At 62.6% G+C, this 21,759-nt stretch carries 25 protein-coding genes; 14 read left to right on the forward strand and 11 right to left on the reverse strand.

Annotation, left to right across the window (positions count from 1 at the left end):
• Window positions 1–12 precede the first annotated feature (12 nt).
• On the forward strand, window positions 13–285 hold the full coding sequence (locus tag NKJ04_RS22925; protein ID WP_127268533.1) for a DUF3303 domain-containing protein: 273 nt from the start codon (window positions 13–15) through the stop codon (window positions 283–285).
• 18 nt (window positions 286–303) lie between these two features.
• Here the strand turns inward: NKJ04_RS22925 and NKJ04_RS22930 are convergent, their stop codons facing one another.
• Window positions 304–1,215, reverse strand: coding sequence for a LysR substrate-binding domain-containing protein (locus NKJ04_RS22930; protein WP_128303041.1), 912 nt, complete (start codon window positions 1,213–1,215; stop codon window positions 304–306).
• Between the two features lie 111 nt (window positions 1,216–1,326).
• On the opposite strand from NKJ04_RS22930, the gene NKJ04_RS22935 reads away from it, so the two are divergent.
• Window positions 1,327–2,217: a fatty acid desaturase family protein gene (locus NKJ04_RS22935; RefSeq protein ID WP_352443175.1), complete on the forward strand. Its 891-nt coding sequence runs from the start codon at window positions 1,327–1,329 to the stop codon at window positions 2,215–2,217.
• A 12-nt stretch (window positions 2,218–2,229) separates the two neighbouring features.
• Here the strand turns inward: NKJ04_RS22935 and NKJ04_RS22940 are convergent, their stop codons facing one another.
• The 3 genes from NKJ04_RS22940 to ygfZ form a co-directional block, all read right to left on the reverse strand.
• Window positions 2,230–4,371: a putative bifunctional diguanylate cyclase/phosphodiesterase gene (locus NKJ04_RS22940; protein ID WP_352677454.1), complete on the reverse strand. Its 2,142-nt coding sequence runs from the start codon at window positions 4,369–4,371 to the stop codon at window positions 2,230–2,232.
• A 63-nt stretch (window positions 4,372–4,434) separates the two neighbouring features.
• Window positions 4,435–5,067, reverse strand: coding sequence for an HD domain-containing protein (locus tag NKJ04_RS22945; protein WP_352550600.1), 633 nt, complete (start codon window positions 5,065–5,067; stop codon window positions 4,435–4,437).
• The gene (gene ygfZ / locus NKJ04_RS22950; protein WP_352550598.1) at window positions 5,067–5,927 is read right to left on the reverse strand and encodes a CAF17-like 4Fe-4S cluster assembly/insertion protein YgfZ; all 861 of its coding nucleotides are present in this window, start codon (window positions 5,925–5,927) and stop codon (window positions 5,067–5,069) included. Before ygfZ ends, NKJ04_RS22945 begins: the two co-directional genes overlap by 1 nt.
• Before the next feature lie 75 nt (window positions 5,928–6,002).
• On the opposite strand from ygfZ, the gene NKJ04_RS22955 reads away from it, so the two are divergent.
• Window positions 6,003–7,334, forward strand: a complete 1,332-nt coding sequence (locus NKJ04_RS22955; RefSeq protein WP_352677455.1) for a dihydroorotase — start codon at window positions 6,003–6,005, stop codon at window positions 7,332–7,334.
• 35 nt (window positions 7,335–7,369) lie between these two features.
• Here the strand turns inward: NKJ04_RS22955 and NKJ04_RS22960 are convergent, their stop codons facing one another.
• From NKJ04_RS22960 to NKJ04_RS22975, 4 genes are all read right to left on the reverse strand, one after another.
• Window positions 7,370–8,158, reverse strand: coding sequence for a hypothetical protein (locus tag NKJ04_RS22960; protein WP_023812890.1), 789 nt, complete (start codon window positions 8,156–8,158; stop codon window positions 7,370–7,372).
• 70 nt (window positions 8,159–8,228) lie between these two features.
• Window positions 8,229–8,486 carry a hypothetical protein gene (locus NKJ04_RS22965; protein ID WP_008874920.1) on the reverse strand — a complete coding sequence of 86 codons (258 nt, stop codon included), beginning with the start codon at window positions 8,484–8,486 and terminating at the stop codon, window positions 8,229–8,231.
• 354 nt (window positions 8,487–8,840) lie between these two features.
• On the reverse strand, window positions 8,841–9,218 hold the full coding sequence (locus NKJ04_RS22970) for a TIGR02301 family protein (protein ID WP_013532565.1): 378 nt from the start codon (window positions 9,216–9,218) through the stop codon (window positions 8,841–8,843).
• Between the two features lie 82 nt (window positions 9,219–9,300).
• Entirely contained in the window at window positions 9,301–9,735 is a 435-nt protein-coding gene (locus NKJ04_RS22975) for an NUDIX hydrolase (protein ID WP_352677456.1), read from the reverse strand.
• A gap of 127 nt (window positions 9,736–9,862) precedes the next feature.
• On the opposite strand from NKJ04_RS22975, the gene NKJ04_RS22980 reads away from it, so the two are divergent.
• Entirely contained in the window at window positions 9,863–10,624 is a 762-nt protein-coding gene (locus NKJ04_RS22980) for an SOS response-associated peptidase (protein ID WP_352677457.1), read from the forward strand.
• A 71-nt stretch (window positions 10,625–10,695) separates the two neighbouring features.
• On the opposite strand, the gene NKJ04_RS22985 is transcribed toward NKJ04_RS22980, so the two are convergent.
• Window positions 10,696–10,851 (reverse strand): hypothetical protein, encoded by a 156-nt coding sequence (locus tag NKJ04_RS22985; protein WP_081738801.1) that lies wholly within the window; start codon window positions 10,849–10,851, stop codon window positions 10,696–10,698.
• Between the two features lie 391 nt (window positions 10,852–11,242).
• Between NKJ04_RS22985 and cysS the strand changes: the two genes are divergently transcribed.
• From cysS to NKJ04_RS23030, 9 genes are all read left to right on the forward strand, one after another.
• Window positions 11,243–12,679, forward strand: a complete 1,437-nt coding sequence (gene cysS, locus NKJ04_RS22990) for a cysteine--tRNA ligase (protein WP_352677458.1) — start codon at window positions 11,243–11,245, stop codon at window positions 12,677–12,679.
• A 280-nt stretch (window positions 12,680–12,959) separates the two neighbouring features.
• Window positions 12,960–13,367 (forward strand): endonuclease domain-containing protein, encoded by a 408-nt coding sequence (locus NKJ04_RS22995; RefSeq protein ID WP_352677459.1) that lies wholly within the window; start codon window positions 12,960–12,962, stop codon window positions 13,365–13,367.
• Complete coding sequence (locus tag NKJ04_RS23000) at window positions 13,364–13,750, forward strand: VOC family protein (RefSeq protein ID WP_352677460.1); 387 nt, start codon at window positions 13,364–13,366, stop codon at window positions 13,748–13,750. Before NKJ04_RS22995 ends, NKJ04_RS23000 begins: the two co-directional genes overlap by 4 nt.
• 6 nt (window positions 13,751–13,756) lie before the next feature.
• The gene (locus tag NKJ04_RS23005) at window positions 13,757–14,248 is read left to right on the forward strand and encodes a GFA family protein (protein ID WP_352677461.1); all 492 of its coding nucleotides are present in this window, start codon (window positions 13,757–13,759) and stop codon (window positions 14,246–14,248) included.
• Complete coding sequence (locus NKJ04_RS23010) at window positions 14,245–14,721, forward strand: GFA family protein (RefSeq protein ID WP_109662751.1); 477 nt, start codon at window positions 14,245–14,247, stop codon at window positions 14,719–14,721. The genes NKJ04_RS23005 and NKJ04_RS23010 overlap by 4 nt, the downstream gene beginning before the upstream one ends.
• Window positions 14,718–15,677 (forward strand): prolyl aminopeptidase, encoded by a 960-nt coding sequence (gene pip, locus NKJ04_RS23015; protein WP_352677462.1) that lies wholly within the window; start codon window positions 14,718–14,720, stop codon window positions 15,675–15,677. Before NKJ04_RS23010 ends, pip begins: the two co-directional genes overlap by 4 nt.
• 197 nt (window positions 15,678–15,874) lie before the next feature.
• Window positions 15,875–17,491, forward strand: a complete 1,617-nt coding sequence (cimA, locus tag NKJ04_RS23020) for a citramalate synthase (protein WP_352677463.1) — start codon at window positions 15,875–15,877, stop codon at window positions 17,489–17,491.
• An 83-nt stretch (window positions 17,492–17,574) separates the two neighbouring features.
• Window positions 17,575–18,492, forward strand: a complete 918-nt coding sequence (rarD, locus tag NKJ04_RS23025; protein ID WP_352677464.1) for an EamA family transporter RarD — start codon at window positions 17,575–17,577, stop codon at window positions 18,490–18,492.
• A 21-nt stretch (window positions 18,493–18,513) separates the two neighbouring features.
• Window positions 18,514–19,200 carry a glutathione S-transferase family protein gene (locus tag NKJ04_RS23030; RefSeq protein WP_352677465.1) on the forward strand — a complete coding sequence of 229 codons (687 nt, stop codon included), beginning with the start codon at window positions 18,514–18,516 and terminating at the stop codon, window positions 19,198–19,200.
• 16 nt (window positions 19,201–19,216) lie between these two features.
• On the opposite strand, the gene NKJ04_RS23035 is transcribed toward NKJ04_RS23030, so the two are convergent.
• Both NKJ04_RS23035 and NKJ04_RS23040 read right to left on the reverse strand, forming a co-directional pair.
• A complete protein-coding gene (locus NKJ04_RS23035) occupies window positions 19,217–20,215 on the reverse strand; it encodes a transporter (RefSeq protein ID WP_352677466.1) in 999 nt (332 codons plus the stop codon).
• Between the two features lie 179 nt (window positions 20,216–20,394).
• Window positions 20,395–20,685, reverse strand: coding sequence for a muconolactone Delta-isomerase family protein (locus NKJ04_RS23040; protein ID WP_352677467.1), 291 nt, complete (start codon window positions 20,683–20,685; stop codon window positions 20,395–20,397).
• Between the two features lie 108 nt (window positions 20,686–20,793).
• Here NKJ04_RS23040 and NKJ04_RS23045 point away from each other — a divergent pair, with 108 nt between their 5' ends.
• A complete protein-coding gene (locus NKJ04_RS23045; RefSeq protein ID WP_352677468.1) occupies window positions 20,794–21,720 on the forward strand; it encodes a LysR substrate-binding domain-containing protein in 927 nt (308 codons plus the stop codon).
• Window positions 21,721–21,759 lie beyond the last annotated feature (39 nt).

The raw sequence follows: 21,759 nt of genomic DNA on the forward strand, positions 1-21,759 counted from the left end.
CGGGGGTAGAACATGCAGTTCATCGTCATCGAGGATTTCACCGGCTGCGATCGCAAGGAGATCTACCGCCGCTTTCGCGACCGCGGCCGCCTGAAACCTGACGAGCTTCTCGTGCACCACAGTTGGATCGCGGCGGACATGAGCCGCTGCTTCCTGCTGGTGGAGACCGATGACGTCACACTGCTGCAGCGTTGGGTCATCGAATGGGCGGATCTGGTGGAGTTCGAGATCATCCCCGTGGCGACAAACAAGGACATGGCTGAGGCATTGAGCGGGCACCTCTGATCATCGCCGCACACTACGTCAACGCAGTGCCGGCGAGCCGACTGCGCGCCGACACTCGTCGATCAGCCACAGGCGAAACGCCGCCACGACATCGCGCCTGGCGCTGCGCTCCGGGATCGTCAGGCAATAGGGCTGGCGCAGCTCCAGTGCCTGGGCGAGGGGCCTGACAAGTCGGCCGTCTGCCAGCGCCGCGGCACAGTAGATCCCTTGCGCCAGCGCCACGCCCAATCCCGAAATGGCAAGGTCGAGTGCCGCGCGCGATGAGTTGGCCGAGAGGCCGCGCTGCGCTGCCCGGCCGGGCTCGATGCCGGCCGCCTCGAACCAGTTGTGCCAGGACGGAAAGGACGCACCAGTCGGTCCCCAGCCCGTGTGGATAAGCGGCAGGCTGGCCAGGCCCTCGGGTTTGATTGTGTCCGCCAGCCCGGGGGCACACACGGGATAGACTGCGTCCTGGACGATGTCCTCGGTCGGGTGCTCGCGATAATGCGGCCCATAGGAGAGCCTGATGTCGATCAGTTCACGGTCGAACGGCACCGGGTCGTCGTCGCCTCTGAGCGATATGTCGACGACGCCATGGCTTGAGGCAAAACCAGCGAGACGCTGCGAAAGCCAACCCATGGCCATGGATGGCGGCACCGACACCACAAGGCGTGGGCGGAACGTATCGCCGCCCAGCTGGCGCGCGACGCTGCCGATCTCCTGGAAGGCCATGGTCAGCCTGGGCAGCATCTCGACGCCGGCCTCGGTGAGGACGACGCGCCGGTTGACGCGGTGGAACAGCTTGCGGCCCATCTGCTCCTCGACCGTGCGGATGAGCTGACTGACGGCAGCGGCCGACACCGAAAGCTCTTCCGCCGCCGCGGCAAAGCTGCCTATACGGGCCGCAGCCTCGAAAGCTTGAAGCCCTTTGAGAGAGGGAGGTACGGCCATAATCACCGAATAGATAAGTTCAGCTTATCTAGATTGCAGAAATCGTCGTTTTTGGAAAGGTTGTTCATTGGCTACAGTGGGTTCATCAAGCTCCAGTCTGGATCGAAGCACGTGGATCATCGTGACGTAATTTCATCGCTGACGCAGGAGGAGCGCAATCGGCTGACCGCCAAGTCTGATGTTGCGGGCCTCGTTCAGCTTGCTGCTCATTGGGGCGCGATCGTGGTCGTCGGATCGCTGATCGCCGTCAAGGTGCCGTTCTGGCCACTGCTGATGCTGCCGCAAGGTATCCTCATCGTCTTCCTGTTCACGCTGCTGCACGAAACGGTCCATCGCACGGCCTTTGAGTCGCAATGGCTGAACGATGCCGTGGCGCGGGTGTGCAGCCTGGCGATCGCGCTGCCGGCGGACTGGTTTCGCTATTTCCATTTCGCCCATCATCGATACACGCAGGACCCGCAGAACGACCCGGAACTGGCCTTCCCCAAACCGGAGACATGGCGGCAATATCTCGTCCACATATCCGGCATCCCTTTGTGGTGGGGCCACCTCAAGACGCTTTATGCCAATGCGATGGACCGCGGCCGGGAAAGCTACGTTCCGCCAAAGGGCTATGACAAGGTGCGCATCGAGGCACGCGCCATGATTGCCTTTTACGCCGTGGTCCTTCTGCTGGCCGTCTATTTCCGGCTCTCGGTGCTTCTCTATGTCTGGATCTTGCCCGCTCTGTTGGGGCAGCCGTTTCTGCGCCTCTATCTCTTAGCCGAGCACGGCCGTTGTCCGTTCGTCGCCAACATGCTGGAGAACACCAGGACCACGCTGACCAACTGGCTGGTCCGCAGGCTGGCGTGGAACATGCCGTTCCATGCCGAGCATCATGCCTATCCAGGCGTGCCGTTTCATCAACTGCCGCGGTTTCATGCGCTGATCGAGCGGCATCTCAAGGTGGTCGAGCCCGGCTATGTCAGCTTCCACGGCAAATACATCGACACGCTGCGTTGACGATGGCCGGCCTCAGCCGGTCTGGCTGTGGAGCGCTCGGGATTTCAACAGACGCTGGATCTCGGCGGCCGTTGACGGCACGCCGATCAGATAGCCCTGCGCCTCTGTACAGCCATTGCCGCGCAGGATGTCGAGTTGCGCCTCGGTCTCGACCCCCTCGGCGGTGACAGTGATGCCAAGCTCGGCGCCCAGCCCGATGACGGTGCGAACGATCGCCGCGGCGTCACGATTGCCCAGGTCGTGGATGAACGAACGATCGATCTTGATCTTGTCGACGGGAAAACGCCTGAGATAGCCGAGCGAAGAATAGCCGATGCCGAAATCGTCCAGCGCGATACGGATGCCGAGTTCGCGCAACTGCCGCAGCGTCCTTAGCACCGCCTCGCTTTCGTCCATCAGCACGGTTTCGGTGATTTCAAGCTCCAACCGACCGGCTGGCACGCCGGAGAAAGCCAGCGCCGAGATGACGCTGCGGGCGAAGCTGCCGCTTTTAAGTTGCACGGCCGAGGCATTGACCGCGACGCGCAGGCCGGCTGGCCAGTCGGCCGCCGCCGTGCAGGCTTTCCTCAGCGCCCATTCGCCAAGCGGCACGATCAATCCGGTGTCTTCGGCGACCGGAATGAAGCTGTCCGGCGCCACCGTGCCGCGTGTCGGCGAATGCCAGCGCATCAAGGCTTCCGCGCCGACGATCTCCCCGGATGCGATGTTCATGATGGGCTGGAAATCGAGGTCGAACTCCTGGCGCGGCAGCGCGGTCTCAAGGTCGACCTCCAGCGCACGCCGTGCCTGTACCATTGCGTCCATTCCGGGTTCGAAGAACCGATACAGATTGCGCCCTTCGCTCTTCGCCCGGTAAAGCGCTGTATCGGCGTTCCTCAGCAGCGTGTCGGCATCTCGGCCGTCGTCGGGGAAAACCGCGATACCCAGGCTGATTCCGATATGCATCTCGCGGCTCTTGTCGCGGAACGGTTTTCCGATTGTCTCGACGATGCGCTTCGCGAGTTTTTCAGCACTGGCAATGCCCTTGAAATTGAACTGGATGATGACGAATTCATCGCCGCCGAAGCGGGCGACGACGTCGTTTTCATTATGCAGGCAGCGCTGTAGTCGCTCGGCCACGCTCTTCAGAAGCCAGTCGCCGGCCGGATGTCCCCAGGTGTCGTTGACCGCCTTGAAGCGATCGAGATCGAGCGAGAAGATCGCCAGCGGCGTGGCTGCCGTGTCCTCCAGCGCAAGGTCGAGCCGTTCGCGGAACATCGAGCGGTTGGGCAGGCCGGTCAGCATATCGTGATGCGCAAGATGGGTCATGCGCTCTTCGGTACGGCGGCGCTCCGTAACATCGTCGAAGGTCGCCACCCAACCGCCGCCGCTCATCGGCTGGCGGGTGACCAGAACCGTCCTGCCGTCGGTAAGATGCCGATAGGCCGAGTGCATTTTTCTCGCCACCAGGCAGGCCTCGGTCTTGGCGACTTCGCTGTCGACATCGATCTTCGTATAGATGCCGAGCTCCAGCAATCGTTCGAGCGCGTCGCGGTGCGTTGTTCCAAGCGGGAAGTCCGCCGCGGTGACGTTGTAGAGTTCTAGAAAACGCCCGTTGCGCACGATCATCTTGCCGTCGGCGTCATACATCAGCAGGCCTTGCGACATGTTGGCGAGCGCTGCGTCGAAGCGGCGGTGCTGCTCCTTGAGATCCTCTTGCGCGCGGCGCTGCTCGGTGATGTCTTCATAGATCGAGACCCAGCCGCCCAGAGCCAGAGGGCGGTGCGAGATGCTGACGATGCGGCCGTCCGACAGTGTTTCTTCGTAGGTCGACGGCTTTGCCTGATCGATATAGGGCTTGCGGATGGCGTAGAGTTCGTCGGCGGTTTGCGAGGCGATGCCGATATCGGCGCTGTGGCGCAGAATGTCGAGGAACCGGATGCCGGGCCTTATCACGCTGGCTTCGAGGCAAAAGATGTTCAGGTAGTTGCCGTTGCAGATGATCATCCGCTCGTCGGCGTCGAACATGCACAGGCCGTGCGACATGTTCTCGACCGCAGCCGAAAAGCGTTGGTTCTGCTCGCGCAGTTCGTCTTCCATGTGGCGGGAGTGGTCCATGCCTTCGGCCTCCCGTTTCGGGATGGTCGGACCATCCTTGGCATCAGCGACGGGCATGAGCGCGCCTGCGGACCGTGATCGAACGCGCTATTGTGGCCGCCGCCGGTTAATTTAGCGTTTTTAGCCGATTGCGGTCGCCGAAACCTGGTGCCGCGACGTCTCGATCGCGGAAAACCGCTTCAGGAACGCATTTTGCGCCCAGCTCACCGAGCGTGGCGTGAAATCGAAGCGGTCGGCATTGAAGCCGCGCGGCCGGCCGAAGAACTCGGTCGCCTCGGCGGTCGAAAAGCCGGCGAGCAGCGTTGCCTCGAAATAGGCGGCGATCTGGTCGGCGCGCTTGATCTCCTTGCGCAGCGCAGCACCCGGTTCCGGCAGCGAGAAGCGCAGATGGATGGCGCGCTGCAGCCGCAACTCACAATCCTTGTAGCTGCCGCCCATTACCGATTTGAACGGTGAGATCATGTCGCCGATGACATATTCGGGGGCGTCGTGCAGAAGAGCCGCCAGCCGGGCGTCGGCCGAAGCCTCGGGTACCAGGTCGCGGAACAGCGCTTCGACCAGCAGCGAGTGCTGGGCAACCGAAAAAGCATGCTCGCCGCTGGTCTGGCCGTTCCAGCGGGCAACGCGGGCGAGCCCATGCGCAATGTCTGAAATCTCGATGTCGAGCGGCGAGGGGTCGAGCAGGTCGAGCCGGCGGCCCGACAGCATGCGCTGCCAGGCGCGTGCCGGTGCGCCGACGCGGTCGGCCGCCATCAGACCCCCTCCGCGCTGGCGGCTTCCTGCGGGAAGGTGAATTTTGCCCAACCGGGAATGGCCAGCGTAACTGGAACGTCCGCCGCCATGATCGGCAGATCGGCCTCGAGCGCCGCCTTGATCCGGTCGATACGGACAATCGCCAGACCAGCCGTGCCGGCAGTCGAGCCAAGCGTGCCAACCGGCCTGCCTTCGACGGTCAGCTCAGAGCCGGGCGCGGGCAGGGGCCGGTCGGCTGACACAATCAGCACGCGCCGCCTGGCGGTGCCGCGATGCTGCATGCGCGAGACGACCTCCTGGCCGACATAGCAGCCCTTCTTGAAGCCGACGCCACCGGTTTCGTCCAGCAGCACGTCGTGGGGGAAGGCGTCTCCGAGTTGGTAGTCGCTGCCGCTTTCGGCAATGCCGCCGGCAATGCGGAAGGCTTGCCACGCGGCAAGATCGCTGCGCTCATCTGTTTCGCCATAGGAACGCGTGACGGCACCCTTCGGAAAGCGTGTGTCGGCGGCTGCCGTTGAATCAGATTGTGAGGGTGTTGATTCATGTCCCCATGCGACGGTGACAAATGCCTGATCGGATTTGGCAATCTCGACCTTGGCGCGCAGTTTGTAGAGCGTCAGCCGGCGTATGAAATCGTCCGCTATGTCGGCACGGCATTCGAGCCGGAATGCATTCTCGCCGGTGCGCGAGATCAGGAAATCGAACAGGATCTTGCCTTGCGGCGTCAGCAGCGCACCGGGCTTGGCTTCGCCGGGAGCCAGGATGTCGAGATCGGTGGTCACGATGTTTTGCAAAAAATGCTCGGCATCCGGACCTGATACGGAAATGAGGGCGCGGTCTTTGAGCTGGGCAAAGGGCATGGGCGGAAAAGCAACCTGATCTTGCAAAACGGTCGGCCTTTACGTAAGCCGCTGGCACTCCCCCCGCAAGAGAGCATGGCCATGATCTACGACCTCATCCTGACAGGCGGCACCGTGGTCAACCACGACGGCGAAGGGGCTCGCGACATCGGCGTGAAGGGCGGGCGCATCGCCGCCATCGGCGATCTCCGCCAGGCCTCGGCGGGCGAGACGATCGATTGCCGCGGCCTGCATATCCTGCCGGGCGTCATCGACAGCCAGGTGCACTTTCGTGAGCCGGGATTGGAGCACAAGGAAGATTTGGAAACGGGTTCGCGCGCGGCCGTGCTTGGCGGCGTCACCACCGTGTTCGAGATGCCCAACACCAATCCTTTGACCACCAGCGAGGCAGCGCTTGCCGACAAGGTTCGGCGCGGCACGGATCGCATGCATTGCGATTTTGCCTTCTGGGTCGGCGGCACCCGCGAAAACGCCGAGGAGGTCGGCGAGCTTGAGCGATTGCCGGGCGCGGCCGGGATCAAGGTTTTCATGGGCTCGTCCACCGGCGATCTGCTGGTCGAGGACGACGAAGGTGTCGCCTCGATCCTGAGAAACACGCGCCGCCGTGCAGCCTTTCATTCGGAAGACGAATTCCGGCTGCGCGAGCGTCTTGGCGAGCGCATCGAGGGCGACCCGGCATCGCACCCTGTCTGGCGCGACGAGATCGCCGCCTTACGCTGTACCGAACGGCTTGTACGCATCGCGCGCAGCGTTCGCGCCCGCATTCATGTCCTGCACATCTCGACGGCCGAGGAGATTGTGTTTCTCGAACAACACAAGGATGTCGCGACCTGCGAGGCAACGCCGCATCATTTGACGCTAAGCGCCGACGACTACGCACGCCTTGGCACGCTGATCCAGATGAACCCGCCGGTGCGCGCCGCCCGCCATCGCGACGGCGTCTGGCACGGCATTGCCCAAGGCGTCGTCGACGTGCTCGGCTCCGACCATGCGCCGCACACGCTGGCCGAGAAGGCCAAGCCGTATCCGGCCTCACCGTCGGGAATGACCGGCGTGCAGACGCTGGTGCCGATCATGCTCGACCACGTCAATGCCGGCCGGCTGACCTTGCAGCGCTTTGTCGACCTGTCCAGTCATGGCCCGCAGCGGATCTTCGGCATGGCCAGGAAAGGCCGCATCGCCGCCGGCTATGACGCCGACTTCACCATCGTAGACATGATGCGGCGCGAGATGATCACCAATGCGCAGGCCGGCTCGAAAGCCGGCTGGACGCCTTATGATGGCAGGGAAGTGACGGGTTGGCCGGTCGGCACCGTCATTCGAGGCCGACGTGTCATGTGGGAGGGCGAAATCGTCACGCCAGGCCAGGGCAAAGCGGTGGAGTTTTCCGAGGCATTGCCCGTCTAGGCTCCCGGATCTCCGCAAGGGCAGAGGCAGAAAGCTCAATCCCCGGCGACGAAGAACGACCACTGTCCGGCAGGCGTGATGCCGACACGGTAGAAGATATAGGCGCCGAACTGCTTCATGTCATTGAAATCGCCGGCGGTGACGATCTTGAAGAGCTCGACCCGCTGCTTGGCGTCCAGCTTGTCCAGCGGCAGGGCGAAGAAATACGGCCACACATAGAGTTCTTGTGGCGTGCCGGCATCGAGGTGGACGTAGCCGGCATTAAGCACCTCCTCCAGGATGGCCAGAATCTCCTGGCCGTCTGGGTCGCCGGAGAGGCCCTTGAGGAAGGCGATGGCGTCGCCGTCTATGTCGGTCAGCGATATCTGTGTCATGCTCTCGCCCGTGCCGATCAACGGTCGCAGCTTTTCGATATCGCCGCCCTTGCAGGCTTCGACGATCAGATCGTGCATGCGCCGCACCGGTTCCGGCAGCTTGCCGAGATCGTAGACGACCTCAGGCACCGGCGTTTCCGGATCGACGCGCGGTCTGGTCACGCCGCCATCCGCCGGGCTGTCCGGCTCGGCTTCGGCAGGAGCAGTCGGCTGGCTGGCCGGCGGCGGCGTTCCGACCGGGTTGGGCATTGGCACGGCGCTTCCGGGGGGCGACATGTCGTCGTCGGCCGGCGGCGTGACTGTCGGGGGGAGCTCTTCGCGCTTGATTTCGCTCAGCGCATACACGGGGCTGCTCGCGAGACACACAAGCAGGGGAATCGCGGCACAGCAAGCGGCGAAGGAGATGCGAAGGATCAAGCCACACGGCTTGCCTGACATCGAAAAACTCACTGCCCGTTTCTCCCTGCTTCCGGGCATGACGCCCGAGCGGCATGTTCCCGTCAAAGAACCGGACGTCGGTTCAGTGCCGCAGCCGTTCAGGTTCGAAGGCGCCAGCAATCACCTTTTCACGCATACGGTCGAGCAGGGCAAGGGCCGAGGTCTCGCCATTGGCACGCAACATCTCGCCGAAGGCTGTTTCGAGCGCTGCTTCGGCGATGATCTCGGGCTCTATCCCGGCGGAGAGACCTTCCGCCCAGGCCTCGCTGTGGCTTTCCACGGCGGTCAGGCGTTTTTCTTCCCTGACCAGCGCGTCGATGTCGTTGACACCATGTTCCATAAGCGAATGTCCACCCTTTCAAGCTGCGATCCATCGATGTGGATCAGGCCTGATCTGTTCATTTCACACGCAGGGGCGATTAAGTATTTGTAAATACGACATTTTTTTGATCGTCTTTTACAAAGCCCAATTGCCTTGTGCGAAGCTGCGTTCAGCTCGAGTCAAACTAGCCGATTGGGGCGGCCTGCGGGGCGAAAACCTTCAGTTTGAGTTAATTCCGCTTTCGCGCGGTAAGGTTTCGTTAATACTGTTGCAGAAGTGCAACATGAGGATTGCACCAAGATATCGCCTGGCACAAGCCGATATATCCGCTGTGCCCAGCAATGATCCGGATAGTTGTTGATGAGCGAGTGCCTAGTTGCCGTAACGCGAGGCGATATCGCGAGACAGCGTCTCGCCTTCCTTCATGTAGCGGCTGATGGCTTCGGTCGCCGAGGGCGTGCACCTCGTATAGGTGCCGCCGAAGGAGCGGTAGCCGCGATTGAAGCTGGCAATGAAGCGGGCGCGCCGCTCGGCGTCCGGATTTTCCGAATCGAGCAGTTTTGTCATCTCGACACGCCACTGGTCGCCCTTCTCGCCGCACAGATTGCGCAGGAAATGCAGCGAACCCAGAACCTCCGCCAGCCGCATCAACCCAGGCTCGAACGGCGATTCGGCGCTGAGCGCGGGCCGTATCGAAACGGTCGCACCGACCGCAAGACACACGGCGAGGAGCATGGACGGACGGTTCATAAGCCTTCTCTACCCAACGGCGTGGCTCTGCCAAACAGGATAAGTCTTTGTGGCGAAACAATTTGTCGCCTGCAAGGCGGTTTCAGGGCTTCGGCCCGTCGTCTCCGTCCGGGTCCAACAAGTCCTCGGCCACGGCGAACACCGAGCCGGCGAGCGGCAATGCCGCCATCTCACTGAGCGTATAGAAGGCCGCCGTCTCTGCATCGTCGCTGGCTACGGCCTCGCCGCCAGCATAGGCGGCGCCGAAGACCGTGAGGAGATAATCGACCGGGTGGCTGTCATCCCTGCCGTCGATGTGGATTTCCCGCAGCGGGCGGTAATCGGTGGCCCGCAAGCCGGTCTCTTCCAACAGTTCGCGGACCGCGGCCTGTTCCAGCGTCTCACCGGCTTCGACCTTGCCACCCGGAAAGGCATAGAGCCCTTGCGATGGTTGCCGGGCGCGCTTGACCAGAAGCACGGCATCCGCGCGTATGACGGCGACCGAAACTGCCGGAACTATCTTGCGCGCTTCGTTCACGGGTTCCCGATCAGGCGTGTAGGCAGGTCTGTTGTGGATCGCCCAGCATGGGCAAGCTTTAGCGGTTGCGCAACGCCGGTTGCATCGCCACTTTCAAGCTGAACCATTCGAAGGACGCCAATCGACCATGTGCGGACGTTTTGCCTTGACCGCGACGCCGGACCAGACTGCCGCGTTGCTAGGCTTGGCGGAACTGGAGGATTTCCCGGCGCGCTACAACATCGCCCCGACGCAGCCGATCCTGATGGCGGTCGCCGGCCCCCCGCGGGCGCCGGGCTCCAATCTGCCGGACCGGCAGCCAATGCTGGTGCGCTGGGGGCTGATCCCGACCTGGGTGAAGGACACACGCGAGTTTCCGCTGCTGTTCAACGCGCGCTCCGAAGGGGCTGCCGAAAAGGCGTCGTTCAAGGCCGCCATGCGCCATCGCCGCGCCTTGGTGCCGGCGTCCGGCTTTTATGAATGGCGGCAAACCGGCGGCAAGAAAGGCCAGCCTTACTGGATACGCCCAAGGCATGGCGGGCTGGTCGCCTTCGCCGGACTGATCGAGACCTATGCCGAGCCGGGCGGTTCGGAAATGGACACCGGCGCCATCCTGACCATCAACGCCAATGCCGAAATCGCGCATATCCACGACCGCATGCCTGTGGTGATCGACCCCAGGGATTTCGCCCGTTGGCTGGATTGCCGCACGCTCGAACCGCGTGATGTCGCCGATCTGTTGCGGCCGGCTCAACTCGATTTCTTCGAGGCCATTCCCGTCTCCGACCTGGTCAACAAGGTCGCCAACACCGGACCGGAGATTCAGGAGCGGGGCGAGATCGGGCCGGAGCCCGAAAAGGTCAAGCGCCAGAAGCCCAGCGCGGACGACAATCAGATGACGTTGTTCTAGTTGAACTGTTCTTCAGCGGCGTATGTCTGCGCCATTTGCCAGGCGCCCTTGGCGCAGGGCCGCACACCACTTCAGGCGGCGCGGGGCGACACGATTTTCTGTACCGGCTTTTTCTTCTTCGCGGTGTGAAGGAGGGCGGCGACGATCGCGGCCGGGCCGATCGCGCGATAGTGGTTGGCCAGTGCCGGCTGCTTGGCTCGGTTGGCTTCCTGCTTGGTTCGGGGCATGTTTCTCTTCCCAGGTAACATTTTCGTGTCTGCGTTTGATGGCTGATTCTGACCAAATCGTGACGCCTGCTGATCTAGCCGGCGAATGTTTCATGACTGTGCCGACATGTTTAATAAAATGTTTCAGTGCATCATTACCTGTGATCCAGCGACGTTTTTGCCGAAACTTGCGACTTGACGGCAACACATGCCAAGGCGATAAAGCCGCCCATGAAAACGTCTTTCGCCATTTGTGGCATTTGCATTATTGGCTAGCCTCGCGCTGGTCCGGACGTTTTCGCCTCATCTTTCCCCAGATTGGACAAACGCCCCGGCCAGCAGGCTGGAGCCTGATTTGCGTTTCGCGCAGGGCTGGCTTCGTCAAATTGAGTTCTGAACCGGGAAGGCACGAATGTTCGACGCATCTCAGAGCCTGCGCCTCTACAACACGCTGACGCGGACGAAAGAGGATTTCGTCCCGATCGATCCAGACAATGTGCGCATGTATGTCTGCGGCCCGACCGTCTACGACTTTGCCCATATCGGCAATGCCAGGCCGGTGATCGTCTTCGACGTGCTTTTCCGCTTGCTGCGTCACGTCTATGGGCAGGCGCACGTCACCTATGTGCGCAACATCACCGACGTCGACGACAAGATCAACGCGCGCGCTCTGCGCGACTTCGGCGGCGAGATCGCTTCCGGAACACTTTCGCTCAACGAGGCGATCAGGCGGGTCACCGAAAAGACCGCCGATCAGTTCCATCGGGACGTGGCGGTTCTCGGCTGCCTGGAGCCGACGGTCGAGCCGCGCGCCACCGAATTCGTCGAGCCCCGCGCCGACGGCAAAGTCGACATGATCACCTTGATTCAAAGCCTGATCGAACGCGGCCATGCCTATGTTGCCGCGGGCGAAGTCCTGTTCGATACGGCGTCGATGCCGGACTACGGCCAACTGTCGAAGCGCAATCTCGACGAGCAGCAGGCCGGTGCTCGCGTCGCCGTCGACGCGCACAAGAAAAATCCCGGCGATTTTGTCCTGTGGAAGTTGTCGTCGCCGGAGGAGCCTGGCTGGAATTCGCCATGGGGCAGGGGTCGGCCGGGCTGGCACATCGAATGCTCGGCAATGTCGGCCGCCTATCTCGGCGAGGTGTTCGACATCCATGGCGGCGGCCTCGACCTGATCTTCCCGCACCATGAGAACGAGATCGCTCAGTCGCGCTGCGCCCATGGCACGGACGTGATGGCCAACATCTGGATGCACAACGGCTTCCTGCAGGTCGAAGGTCAGAAAATGTCGAAAAGCGTCGGCAATTTCTATTCGATCAACGAACTGCTCGAGACCGAGACGTTTGGCGGCCGCAAATGGCCGGGCGAGGTCCTGCGGCTGGCGATGCTGATGACGCACTATCGCGAACCAATCGACTTTTCCGTGCGCAAGCTGGAAGAGGCCGAGAACACGCTGCGCAAATGGAAGCGGGCGGCCGACCTTGCGCCGGCCGCCGCAGGACTGCTGCCCGTGCAGGTCGTCGATGCCTTGTCGGACGATCTCGCAACCTATGCCGCCTTCCAGGTCTTGACGCAGTTGGCTGGCGAGGCAGCGGACGGCAACGATGCGGCGGCTGCGCTGAAGGCGTCGCTGCTGTTCCTCGGCTTCGATGTCGCGTCGGCGACGGTTGATGAAGACCACGTCGCCAAGGCCATCGCCAAGCGTATCGCATTCATCGCCGCCAAGAACTGGGCCGAGGCCGACCGCATCCGCGACGAACTGCTGGCGCAAGGTGTACAGTTGAAGGACGGCAAGGATCCGGTCAACGGCGAGCGAGTGACGACGTGGGAGGTCAAGCGGTGAGGGTGGCGCGAAACACCTTTACAAGTTTGGCGGAGGCGCTGGTGACAGCCGATCTCCCCCCTTGCGGGGGAGATGTCCGGCAGGACAGAGGGGGGGGTGAAGGAACGCCATCGTTTCTGTTTGCCTACCCTCGTTTCGACCGTTTCCTGAGAAGGCAGCGGTCTCCAATTGATAAGCGGGCGGGACAGCACCCCCCTCTGCCCTGCCGGGCATCTCCCCCGCAAGGGGGGAGATCAGCCCTCGTCGCCGATTTCGCTAATCACCGGCGAAGGGGTGTTTGATGGGACACGATCTCGTTCCGCAACGACACCGCCGGAATGCAAAATCCATGCGTCGGGTCATGACCGATGCGGAGTTGGAACTTTGGAATGAGTTGCGTGCTCACCGGCTTATGGGGATGAGCTTTCGACGGCAGGTGCCGATCGGACCTTATATCGTTGACTTTGCTTGCTCGGCCTATCGTCTCATCGTCGAGGTAGACGGCAGCCAGCATGCGGATAGCGAAAATCTACAACAAGACGAGACACGCAGCGCATATTTTAAGAGCAGTGGCTGGACCATCCTGCGCTTCTGGAACGACGACGTCATTCGCGATATCGACAATGTCTGCCAGCACATCGTCATCGAGGCCGGCCTGGCCGCTGCCGAAGTGCCGGGGATCGAACCAGCAAAGGAGTCCGTTCCATGATCGACCATCTTGGCATTACCGTTGTCGATTTCGATGCTTCGAAGGCGTTCTATGACAAGGCGATGGCGCCGCTTGGTGCAGCGCTCCTCTACATGGTGCCGCTGGAATACACCGGCGGCGCCAAGGTCGGCGGCTATGGGCGTGACCGGCCGGTGTTCTGGCTGAGTTCGGCCAAGGACAAGCCCAGGGATCACCAGCACGTCGCCTTCACGGCGCGCAGCCGCGCCGAGGTCGATGCCTTCCACGCAGCGGCACTTGCTGCCGGTGGCAAGGACAATGGCGGGCCGGGCCTGCGCCGGCATTATCACCCGAACTACTATGGCGCCTTCGTCTTCGATCCCGACGGCAACAATGTCGAAGCCGTCTGCCATGCGCCGGAGTGAGCGGTGATGAGCCTCGACAACCGGCCGATCTACACCGGCGGCTGCCAGTGCGGCGCGGTGCGCTTTCGCGTTGAAGGCGCGCTCGGCGACGCTTCGGTCTGCCATTGCCGCATGTGCCAGAAGGCGTTCGGCTCGTTCTATGCGCCGCTGGTTTCGGTGCGTGGCGCCCGGCTCGACTGGACGCGCGGCGAGCCGAAATATTTCCGCTCGTCCAACCATGTCGATCGCGGCTTCTGCCCTGATTGTGGCACGCCACTGACCTTCACCGCGCCGGATGGTGTTGGCCTCGCCATCGGCGCGTTCGACAATCCGGCGGAGATCGTGCCGCTGATCCAATGGGGTGTCGAGGCAAAGCTGCCTTATGTCGATACGATCCCGCGATTGCCGGGCGAGGAGACGATGGCCGACGTGTCGTCGGCCTCTTATCTGGCGGATCTCGTCTCCTATCAGCATCCGGACCACGACACCGAACAATGGCCGCCAAAGGAAAGATCATGACCGAGACAGTAAGAACCGGCGGCTGCCAGTGTGGCGCCGTGCGTTTCCGCATTCATGGAGCGCTCGGCCGTCCGTCGATCTGCCATTGCCGGATGTGCCAGAAGCAGTTCGGCTCGTTCTTCGGTGCACTGGTCACGGTGCCCAGGGACGGCGTCGAATGGACCCATGAAGAGCCGAGCTATTTCCAGTCGTCGGTCAATATCGATCGTGGTTTCTGCGCGCGCTGCGGCACGCCGCTGACATATCGGCAGCCCGGCGGACTGGAAATCGCCATCGGTGCCTTCGACGACCGTTCGGATCTGGCACCGCAGATCCAGGTCAACTATGCCGCGCGGCTGCCATGGGTGGAGACGATCTTCGATCAGCCCGTCCACCAGGATCCTGATTATTACAACAGGCAGGAATCCATCATCTCCTTCCAGCACCCAGACCATGAAACAGCGGACTGGCCGACCAAAGGTTTGCAGCTATGAGCAGTCAATTGCGTACGCTTTATCCCGAGATCGAGGCCTTCGAGTCCGGCATGCTCGATGTCAGCGACGGCCATCAGGTCTACTGGGAGCGTTCCGGCACCAAAGGCGCCAAGCCGGCGGTGTTCCTGCATGGCGGACCGGGCGGCACCATTTCACCAAAACACCGGCGGCTGTTCGACCCGAAGCTTTACGATGTCATTCTGTTCGACCAGCGCGGCTGCGGAAAATCGACGCCCAACGCCTCGCTCGAAGCCAATACGACCTGGCACCTGGTCGCCGACATCGAACGCCTGCGCGAAATGGCCGGCTTCGACAAATGGCTGGTGTTCGGCGGCTCCTGGGGGTCGACGCTGGCGCTCGCCTATGCCGAAACGCACCCCGAACGCGTCAGTGAGTTGGTGGTACGCGGCATCTACACGCTGACACGTGCGGAACTCGAATGGTACTATCAGTTCGGCGTCTCGGAAATGTTCCCGGACAAATGGGAGCGCTTTCTGGCGCCGATCCCGGAGGCCGAGCGCGGCGACATGATGGCTGCCTACCGCAAGCGGCTGGTCGGCACGGATCGCAAGGCGCAGATCGAAGCCGCCCGCGCCTGGAGTCTGTGGGAGGGCGAAACGATCACGCTGTTGCCGGAGCCGGAAACCAGTGGACCGTTCGGGCAGGACGACTATGCTGTCGCCTTCGCCCGCATCGAAAACCACTATTTCGTCCATGCCGGTTGGCTGGAAGAAGGACAATTGCTGCGCGATGCGCACAAGCTTGCCGATATTCCCGGCACCATCGTCCACGGCCGCTACGACATGCCGTGCCCGGCGCGCTATGCCTGGTCGCTGCACAAGGCGTGGCCGAAGGCGGATTGCCATCTGATCGAGGGCGCCGGTCATGCTTATTCGGAGCCGGGGATTTTGGATCAACTGATCCGGGCGACGGATCGGTTTGCAGGGAAGATATAGTCGATGCACGGCGATCCTTCACACCCCCCTCTGTCCTACCGGACATCTCCCCCGCAAGGGGGGAGATTGGATGTCGCCTTCGCTTTCGCCAATCGCCGACATTGCAGGACCAGCGCTATCGTCAAAGCTGCCGATCTCCCCCTTTGCGGGGGAGATGGCCGGCAGGCCAGAGGGGGGTGCTCAAGCACCTTGCTGTCATGAAAAAGGAAAGACTGTTCCTCTTCGACACCACCCTCCGCGATGGCCAGCAGACGCCGGGCATCGACTTCTCTATCGAAGACAAGATCGCTATCGCGAAACTGCTCGACGCTTTCGGCCTCGATTATGTCGAAGGTGGCTATCCCGGCGCCAATCCGACCGACACAGCCTTCTTCCAGGAGAAGCGCACGGCGCACGCCAAATTTGTCGCCTTCGGCATGACCAAGCGGGCAGGGGTGTCGGCGTCCAACGATCCCGGCCTTGCGTCACTCGTGCAATCCAAGTCGGATGCCATCTGCTTCGTCGCCAAGAGTTGGGACTACCATGTCCGTGTCGCGCTCGGCTGCACCAATGAGGAGAACCTCGACGCCATCAAGGCCTCCGTCGAGGCGGCGATCGCCGCCGGCAAGGAGGCGTTGGTCGATTGCGAGCATTTTTTCGACGGCTTCAAGGCCAATCCCGATTATGCGCTGGCCTGCGCCAGGACCGCCTGTGATGCCGGCGCGCGCTGGGTGGTGCTGTGCGACACCAATGGTGGCACGCAACCCTCGGAAGTCCGCGCCATCGTCGAGAAGGTTATTTCATCAGGTATTTCAGGCGATCATCTCGGCATCCATGCCCATCACGACACCGGCCAGGCAGTGGCGAATTCCCTCGCCGCTGTCGAGGCCGGCGTGCGCCAGATCCAGGGCACGCTCAACGGCATCGGCGAGCGCTGCGGCAACGCCAATTTGATCTCGATCGTGCCGACGCTGGCGTTGAAACCGGCCTTCGCCGATCGTTTCGAGACGGGCATTTCGGCTGAGGCGCTGACCGGCATTTCGCGCCTGTCCCGCGCCTTCGACGAACTCCTGAACCGCGCCCCGGAAGCGCAAGCGCCCTATGTCGGGGCCTCTGCTTTCGCCACCAAGGCGGGCATCCATGCCTCCGCGCTGGCCAAGGAGCCGGCGACCTATGAGCATGTGCCCCCGGAAACGGTCGGCAACCGCCGCCGCGTCATGGTTTCGGACCAGGGCGGCAAGGCCAATTTCCTCGCCGAGTTGAGGCGGCGCGGCATCGACGTGCCGAAAGACGATCACCGGCTCGACGCGCTGATATCAGTGGTCAAGGAGCGCGAGGCCGAGGGCTATGCCTATGAGGGCGCCGATGCCAGCTTCGAGCTCCTGGCACGCAAGATGCTGCACGGCCTGCCGGAGTTCTTCAACGTCACCTCGTTCCGCTGCATGGTCGAGCGCCGCTTCGACGCCAACGGCCAATTGAAAACGGTCTCCGAAGCGATCGTCAAGGTGGTGGTCGACGGCGAGGAGAAGATGTCGGTGGCCGAGGGGCATGGCCCGGTCAACGCACTCGACATCGCGCTGCGCAAGGACCTTGGCAAGTTCCAGAGCGAGATCGCCGACATGGAACTGGCCGACTTCAAGGTGCGTATCCTCAATGGCGGCACCGAGGCGATCACCCGCGTTCTGATCGAATCGCATGACGGCACCGGCGCGCGCTGGTGGACGGTCGGCGTTTCCGAAAACATCATCGACGCCTCGTTCCAAGCGCTGATGGATTCCATCGTCTACAAGCTGATGAAGAACCGCGAGATGGCCGGACTGGTGGCCGCCGAATAGGGTTGAACCATCAGCGAAAGTCCATTGATCCATCAGAACTTTGCGATGGTCTTGCCAAGGTGGCTGGGCCATAGCGTTGGCCCATGGCCACTGAAACAATCACCCTGGATGCGGATTCCAAGGCCCGTCGCGGCTTCCTGTTGGCACTGGGGGCCTATCTGCTATGGGGGCTGCTGCCTTTTTACATGAAGGCGGTCGCTCATCTGCCGCTCGCCGAGGTCATTGCCCATCGCATCGTCTGGTCGGTGCCGATTGCCGCCGCCGTTCTGGTTTGGGCCGGCCGTACGGCGGATTTCAAGGCGGCGCTGCGTTCGCCGCGCACCATCGCCATGGCCGCGCTGACGGCGGCGCTGATCTCGGTCAACTGGGGCATCTATGTCTGGGCGATCGCCGTCGACCGCACCGTCGAAACCGCGCTCGGCTACTACATCAACCCGCTGGTCAGCGTCGTCGTCGGCGCGCTGCTGCTTGGCGAGCGGCTCGACCGGCTGCGGATCGCGGCGGTGGTGCTGGCGGCCGTCGCCGTCGCCGTGCTGACCATAGAGGGCGGCAAGCTGCCCTGGGTATCGCTGGCGTTGGCCTTTTCCTTCGCCGCCTACGGTTTCTTCCGCAAGACGCTGCCGATCGGCCCGAGCCAGGGGTTTCTGCTCGAAGTGCTTTTGCTGTCGGTGCCGGCGCTCGGCTATATCGTCTATCTCATCGCGACCGGACAGGACCACATCATATCCAGCAGTGGCACCGATACGGCATTGCTGATCGGCTGCGGTCCGGTCACATCGGTGCCGTTGTTGCTGTTCGCCTTCGGCGCCAAGCTGCTGCGGCTGTCAACCATCGGCATCATGCAATATATCGCGCCGACCATGGTGTTCCTGATCGCCGTTCTGATCTTCGGCGAGCCTTTCGGCACCACCCAGGCGGTTGCGTTCGCGCTGATCTGGGCGGCTTTGGCGGTCTATTCCTGGTCGATGTTCCGTGGCCGCGAAGTTCGGCCGGTGGGCTGACTACAAGGTAAGGGCTCTCCAATGTATGTGCTGCATATCGCCAACAAGAACTATTCCTCGTGGTCGCTGCGGCCATGGGTGCTTATGCGGACGCTGGACATCCCATTCGAGGAGCGGCTGACGCCATTCCCGACCGGACCGAGCTGGGATCTGTACCGGCCATTCTCGCCGAGCGGCCGCGTGCCATGCCTGATCGACGATGGCTGGGCGGTCTGGGATTCGCTGGCCATCGTCGAATATCTGGCCGAACGCCACCATGGCGTGTGGCCCGTCGAAGCCAAGGCGCGCGCCTGGGCACGCTCGGCCGCCGCCGAGATGCATTCGAGCTTCACCGCATTGCGCGGGGCATGCCCGATGAGTTGCGGCGTGCGGGTAAAGCCGTTCCCGATGTCCGATGGGCTGAAGAAGGACCTTTTCCGCCTCGGTGACCTCTGGAATGATGGTCTTGCCCGTTTCGGCGGGCCGTTTCTGGCCGGCGCTCATTTCACCGCCGTCGACGCTTTCTTTGCTCCGGTGGCGTTCCGCGCCCAGTCCCATGGGCTCCCCTTCGAGGGCGCGGCTGCGGCTTATCCGGCGCAATTGCTTGCTCTACCGGCGATGCGCGAATGGTATGCGGCTGGCCTTGCCGAAATCTGGCGCGAGTCCGATCACGAAGCGGAAGTGGCCGCCGCCGGCACCGTCATCGAGGATCTTCGCGCCACGGCGTGATAGCCGCCGGCGGGTGCTACATCTGTCCGAGCCGCCTGACAAAGAGATAGGTCGCTCCCGCGACTACCATCGCTACCGCCGTCACCACCCAGAAGCCCATTGGCGTGTCGACCAGCGGCAGGCCGCCGACATTCATGCCGAACAGGCCGGAGATGATGGTCATCGGCAACAGCACCGCCGTCATCACCGACAGTACGTACAGCAGCCGGTTCGACTGCGTCGTCAGCTTGGCCATAAGCTCGTCCTGCAACAGCCGGGCGCGTGCCTGCAATTGTTCGCCATCATAATGCAGCGTCTGCGCCCTGTGTGAAAGACGCGCGGCCATGTCGTTGATGCTGTCGGGCAGGTCGTTACGGTGCGAGTGGTCGAGATGGCGAAACAGATTGGTCAGCGTCGCCATCTGCCTGTGGATCACCACCAGATGCCGGCGCGCGTCGACGAGGGATTGCCGTTCATTGTGCCATGCGTCGCACACTATGCGATCCTCGATCCCGTCGAGACTGTCGCCGAGTGCGGCGAGTTCGGCCACCATGCCGTCGAACGATTGGCCGACGACCGCCTCGATCAACTCGGCCGGCGAGCGGAACTTGCGCGATCCATTCTCGATCGCCTTGCGGATGTTGTCGACCGACTGCAACGGCTGCTTGCGGGCGCCGACCAGCATCGTGTCATTGAGCGCGAAGCGGAAATGGCCAAGCCCGCCCGCTTCCGCCGAATAGTCATGGCGCAGGTCCGGCAGGTCGCCATAGAGCCAGTCGTCCTCGAGGTCGATGTGGCAGCCATGGCTGGCGGACAGGAAAGCTTCACGCACCGGTGCCGGCAAAGCGTGATCGGTGCCGATCTCATGGCGAGCGCGCATGTCGGAAAGCTGGTAGCTGCGCCATGTCCAGTGCGCGGCGGCGGCGTCCCTGGTTCGCACGCCCTCAGCGGTGAAGTGATAGATGAAGAACAATCCGTGCTCGTCGGGCAGGTAGGGCGACAGGTCGGTGCCTTCCGGGGCGAGAGTGATATCCATGGGGGCGGTGCCAGATGCATGTTCCGAAGATGGCACCGCACGGCGGCTGCCTGGCCTTGATTTCTAGCACGAGCGAACCCGGTTCCGTGTGACGGTTTCTTGACAGCCGATCACGGTCTGTCGATCACCTACGTCAATCCGGTGGTGACGGCCTTCGCCACCCCCGGATTGTGTCCCTGTCAGTGCTTCGGGCCGAAGCCGGGGTAGGGCTTTAGGGATACGATTGCGGCAATGTCCATCATGCCGGCCTTGACCAACGGCAAGGTGGCGAGGTGGGCGCGAACCTCTGCATCATCGGCTGCCTCGAACATCATGCCGCTGCCCGGGATGTCGCCTCGGTTCCACACCTGGCGTACCGCGCCTTCGGCATAGAGCGTGCGCCGCTGTTCGGCTTCGCCGGGTAGAAGCGGAGCGAAATCGGCATCGGCAAATTTTTCGGTGTTGCGGGTGAGAAGGGCAAAGAACTGCATGGCGGTCTCCTTTGGTTGGAATGGCCGAATTATCGCTCCCGCCGGTCAGACTGTCCAAGACTGGTTAGGCTAAAGTTGAGACCTGGGGGGACTGGAGCCCGGAGAAAAATGTTCGATCTGCGTCAGCTCCGCTATTTCGTCACCGTCGCCGAAACCGGCAATGTCGGGCGCGCCGCCGAAATGCTGCATATTTCTCAGTCGCCACTCAGCCGGCAGATCATCCAGCTCGAGGAGCAACTCGGCGTCGCTTTGTTCGAACGGGCAAAGCAGCGGGTCCACCTCAACGCCGAGGGCCGCGCCTTCCTCGTCGAAGCCCGCGCGCTGCTGTCCAATGCGCGACGTTTGGAGCAGTTCGGCCGCAACCTGGCCAGCGGCGCCGTCGGCCGGCTCGCCATCGGCTATGTCGAAGGCGCCGTTCATGCCGGGCTTGTCGCTGGGATGCTGCGCCAGTTCCGTCGCGACCGGCCGGATTTCCACCTGCAGCTGAGAAGCCTGCGTTCGGCGGCGCAGTTGGAAGGGCTACGGCAGCGGTCGCTGGATCTGGGCTTTGTCTACTCGCCGCCAGCCGATGATGACCCGGATGTCGCCGCGATAGCGCTGCGGCATGAGCCGCTGGTGCTGGCGATCCCCGAAGATGATCCGCTTGCTGAAGTGCCAGAGATTGGGCCCGACCACCTTGACGGTCGCACCTGGATCACCGTCGTGCGCCAGCCGGACGACACCAATCGCGGCCAGTTCCTTGCCGCCTGCGCCAAGGCCGGCTTTCTGCCCGACATCGCCTATGAGACGGCGGACCCGCTGACCTCGCTCGGCCTTGTCAGCGCCGGTCTCGGCCTTGCGACGGTGCAAGCCAGCCTGCGTGTCGCTGCGCCGCCGCGGATCGTATTTCGCGACCTGCCGTGGTTCGACCGCACGGTCTCCATCTATCTCGCCTGGCGGCGTTCCTTCGCGGGAATCGGTGACGTTGAACATCACCAGCCTGCCATGACCGCCCTCTCTCAGCGAATTTGCAGAACTCTCAGCACACTACCATAGGGGGCGCCGTTCCCAGGCACTTCACATATTCCCCTACTG

Source organism: Mesorhizobium sp. M0618 (genome assembly GCF_040320765.1).
GTDB lineage: Bacteria > Pseudomonadota > Alphaproteobacteria > Rhizobiales > Rhizobiaceae > Mesorhizobium.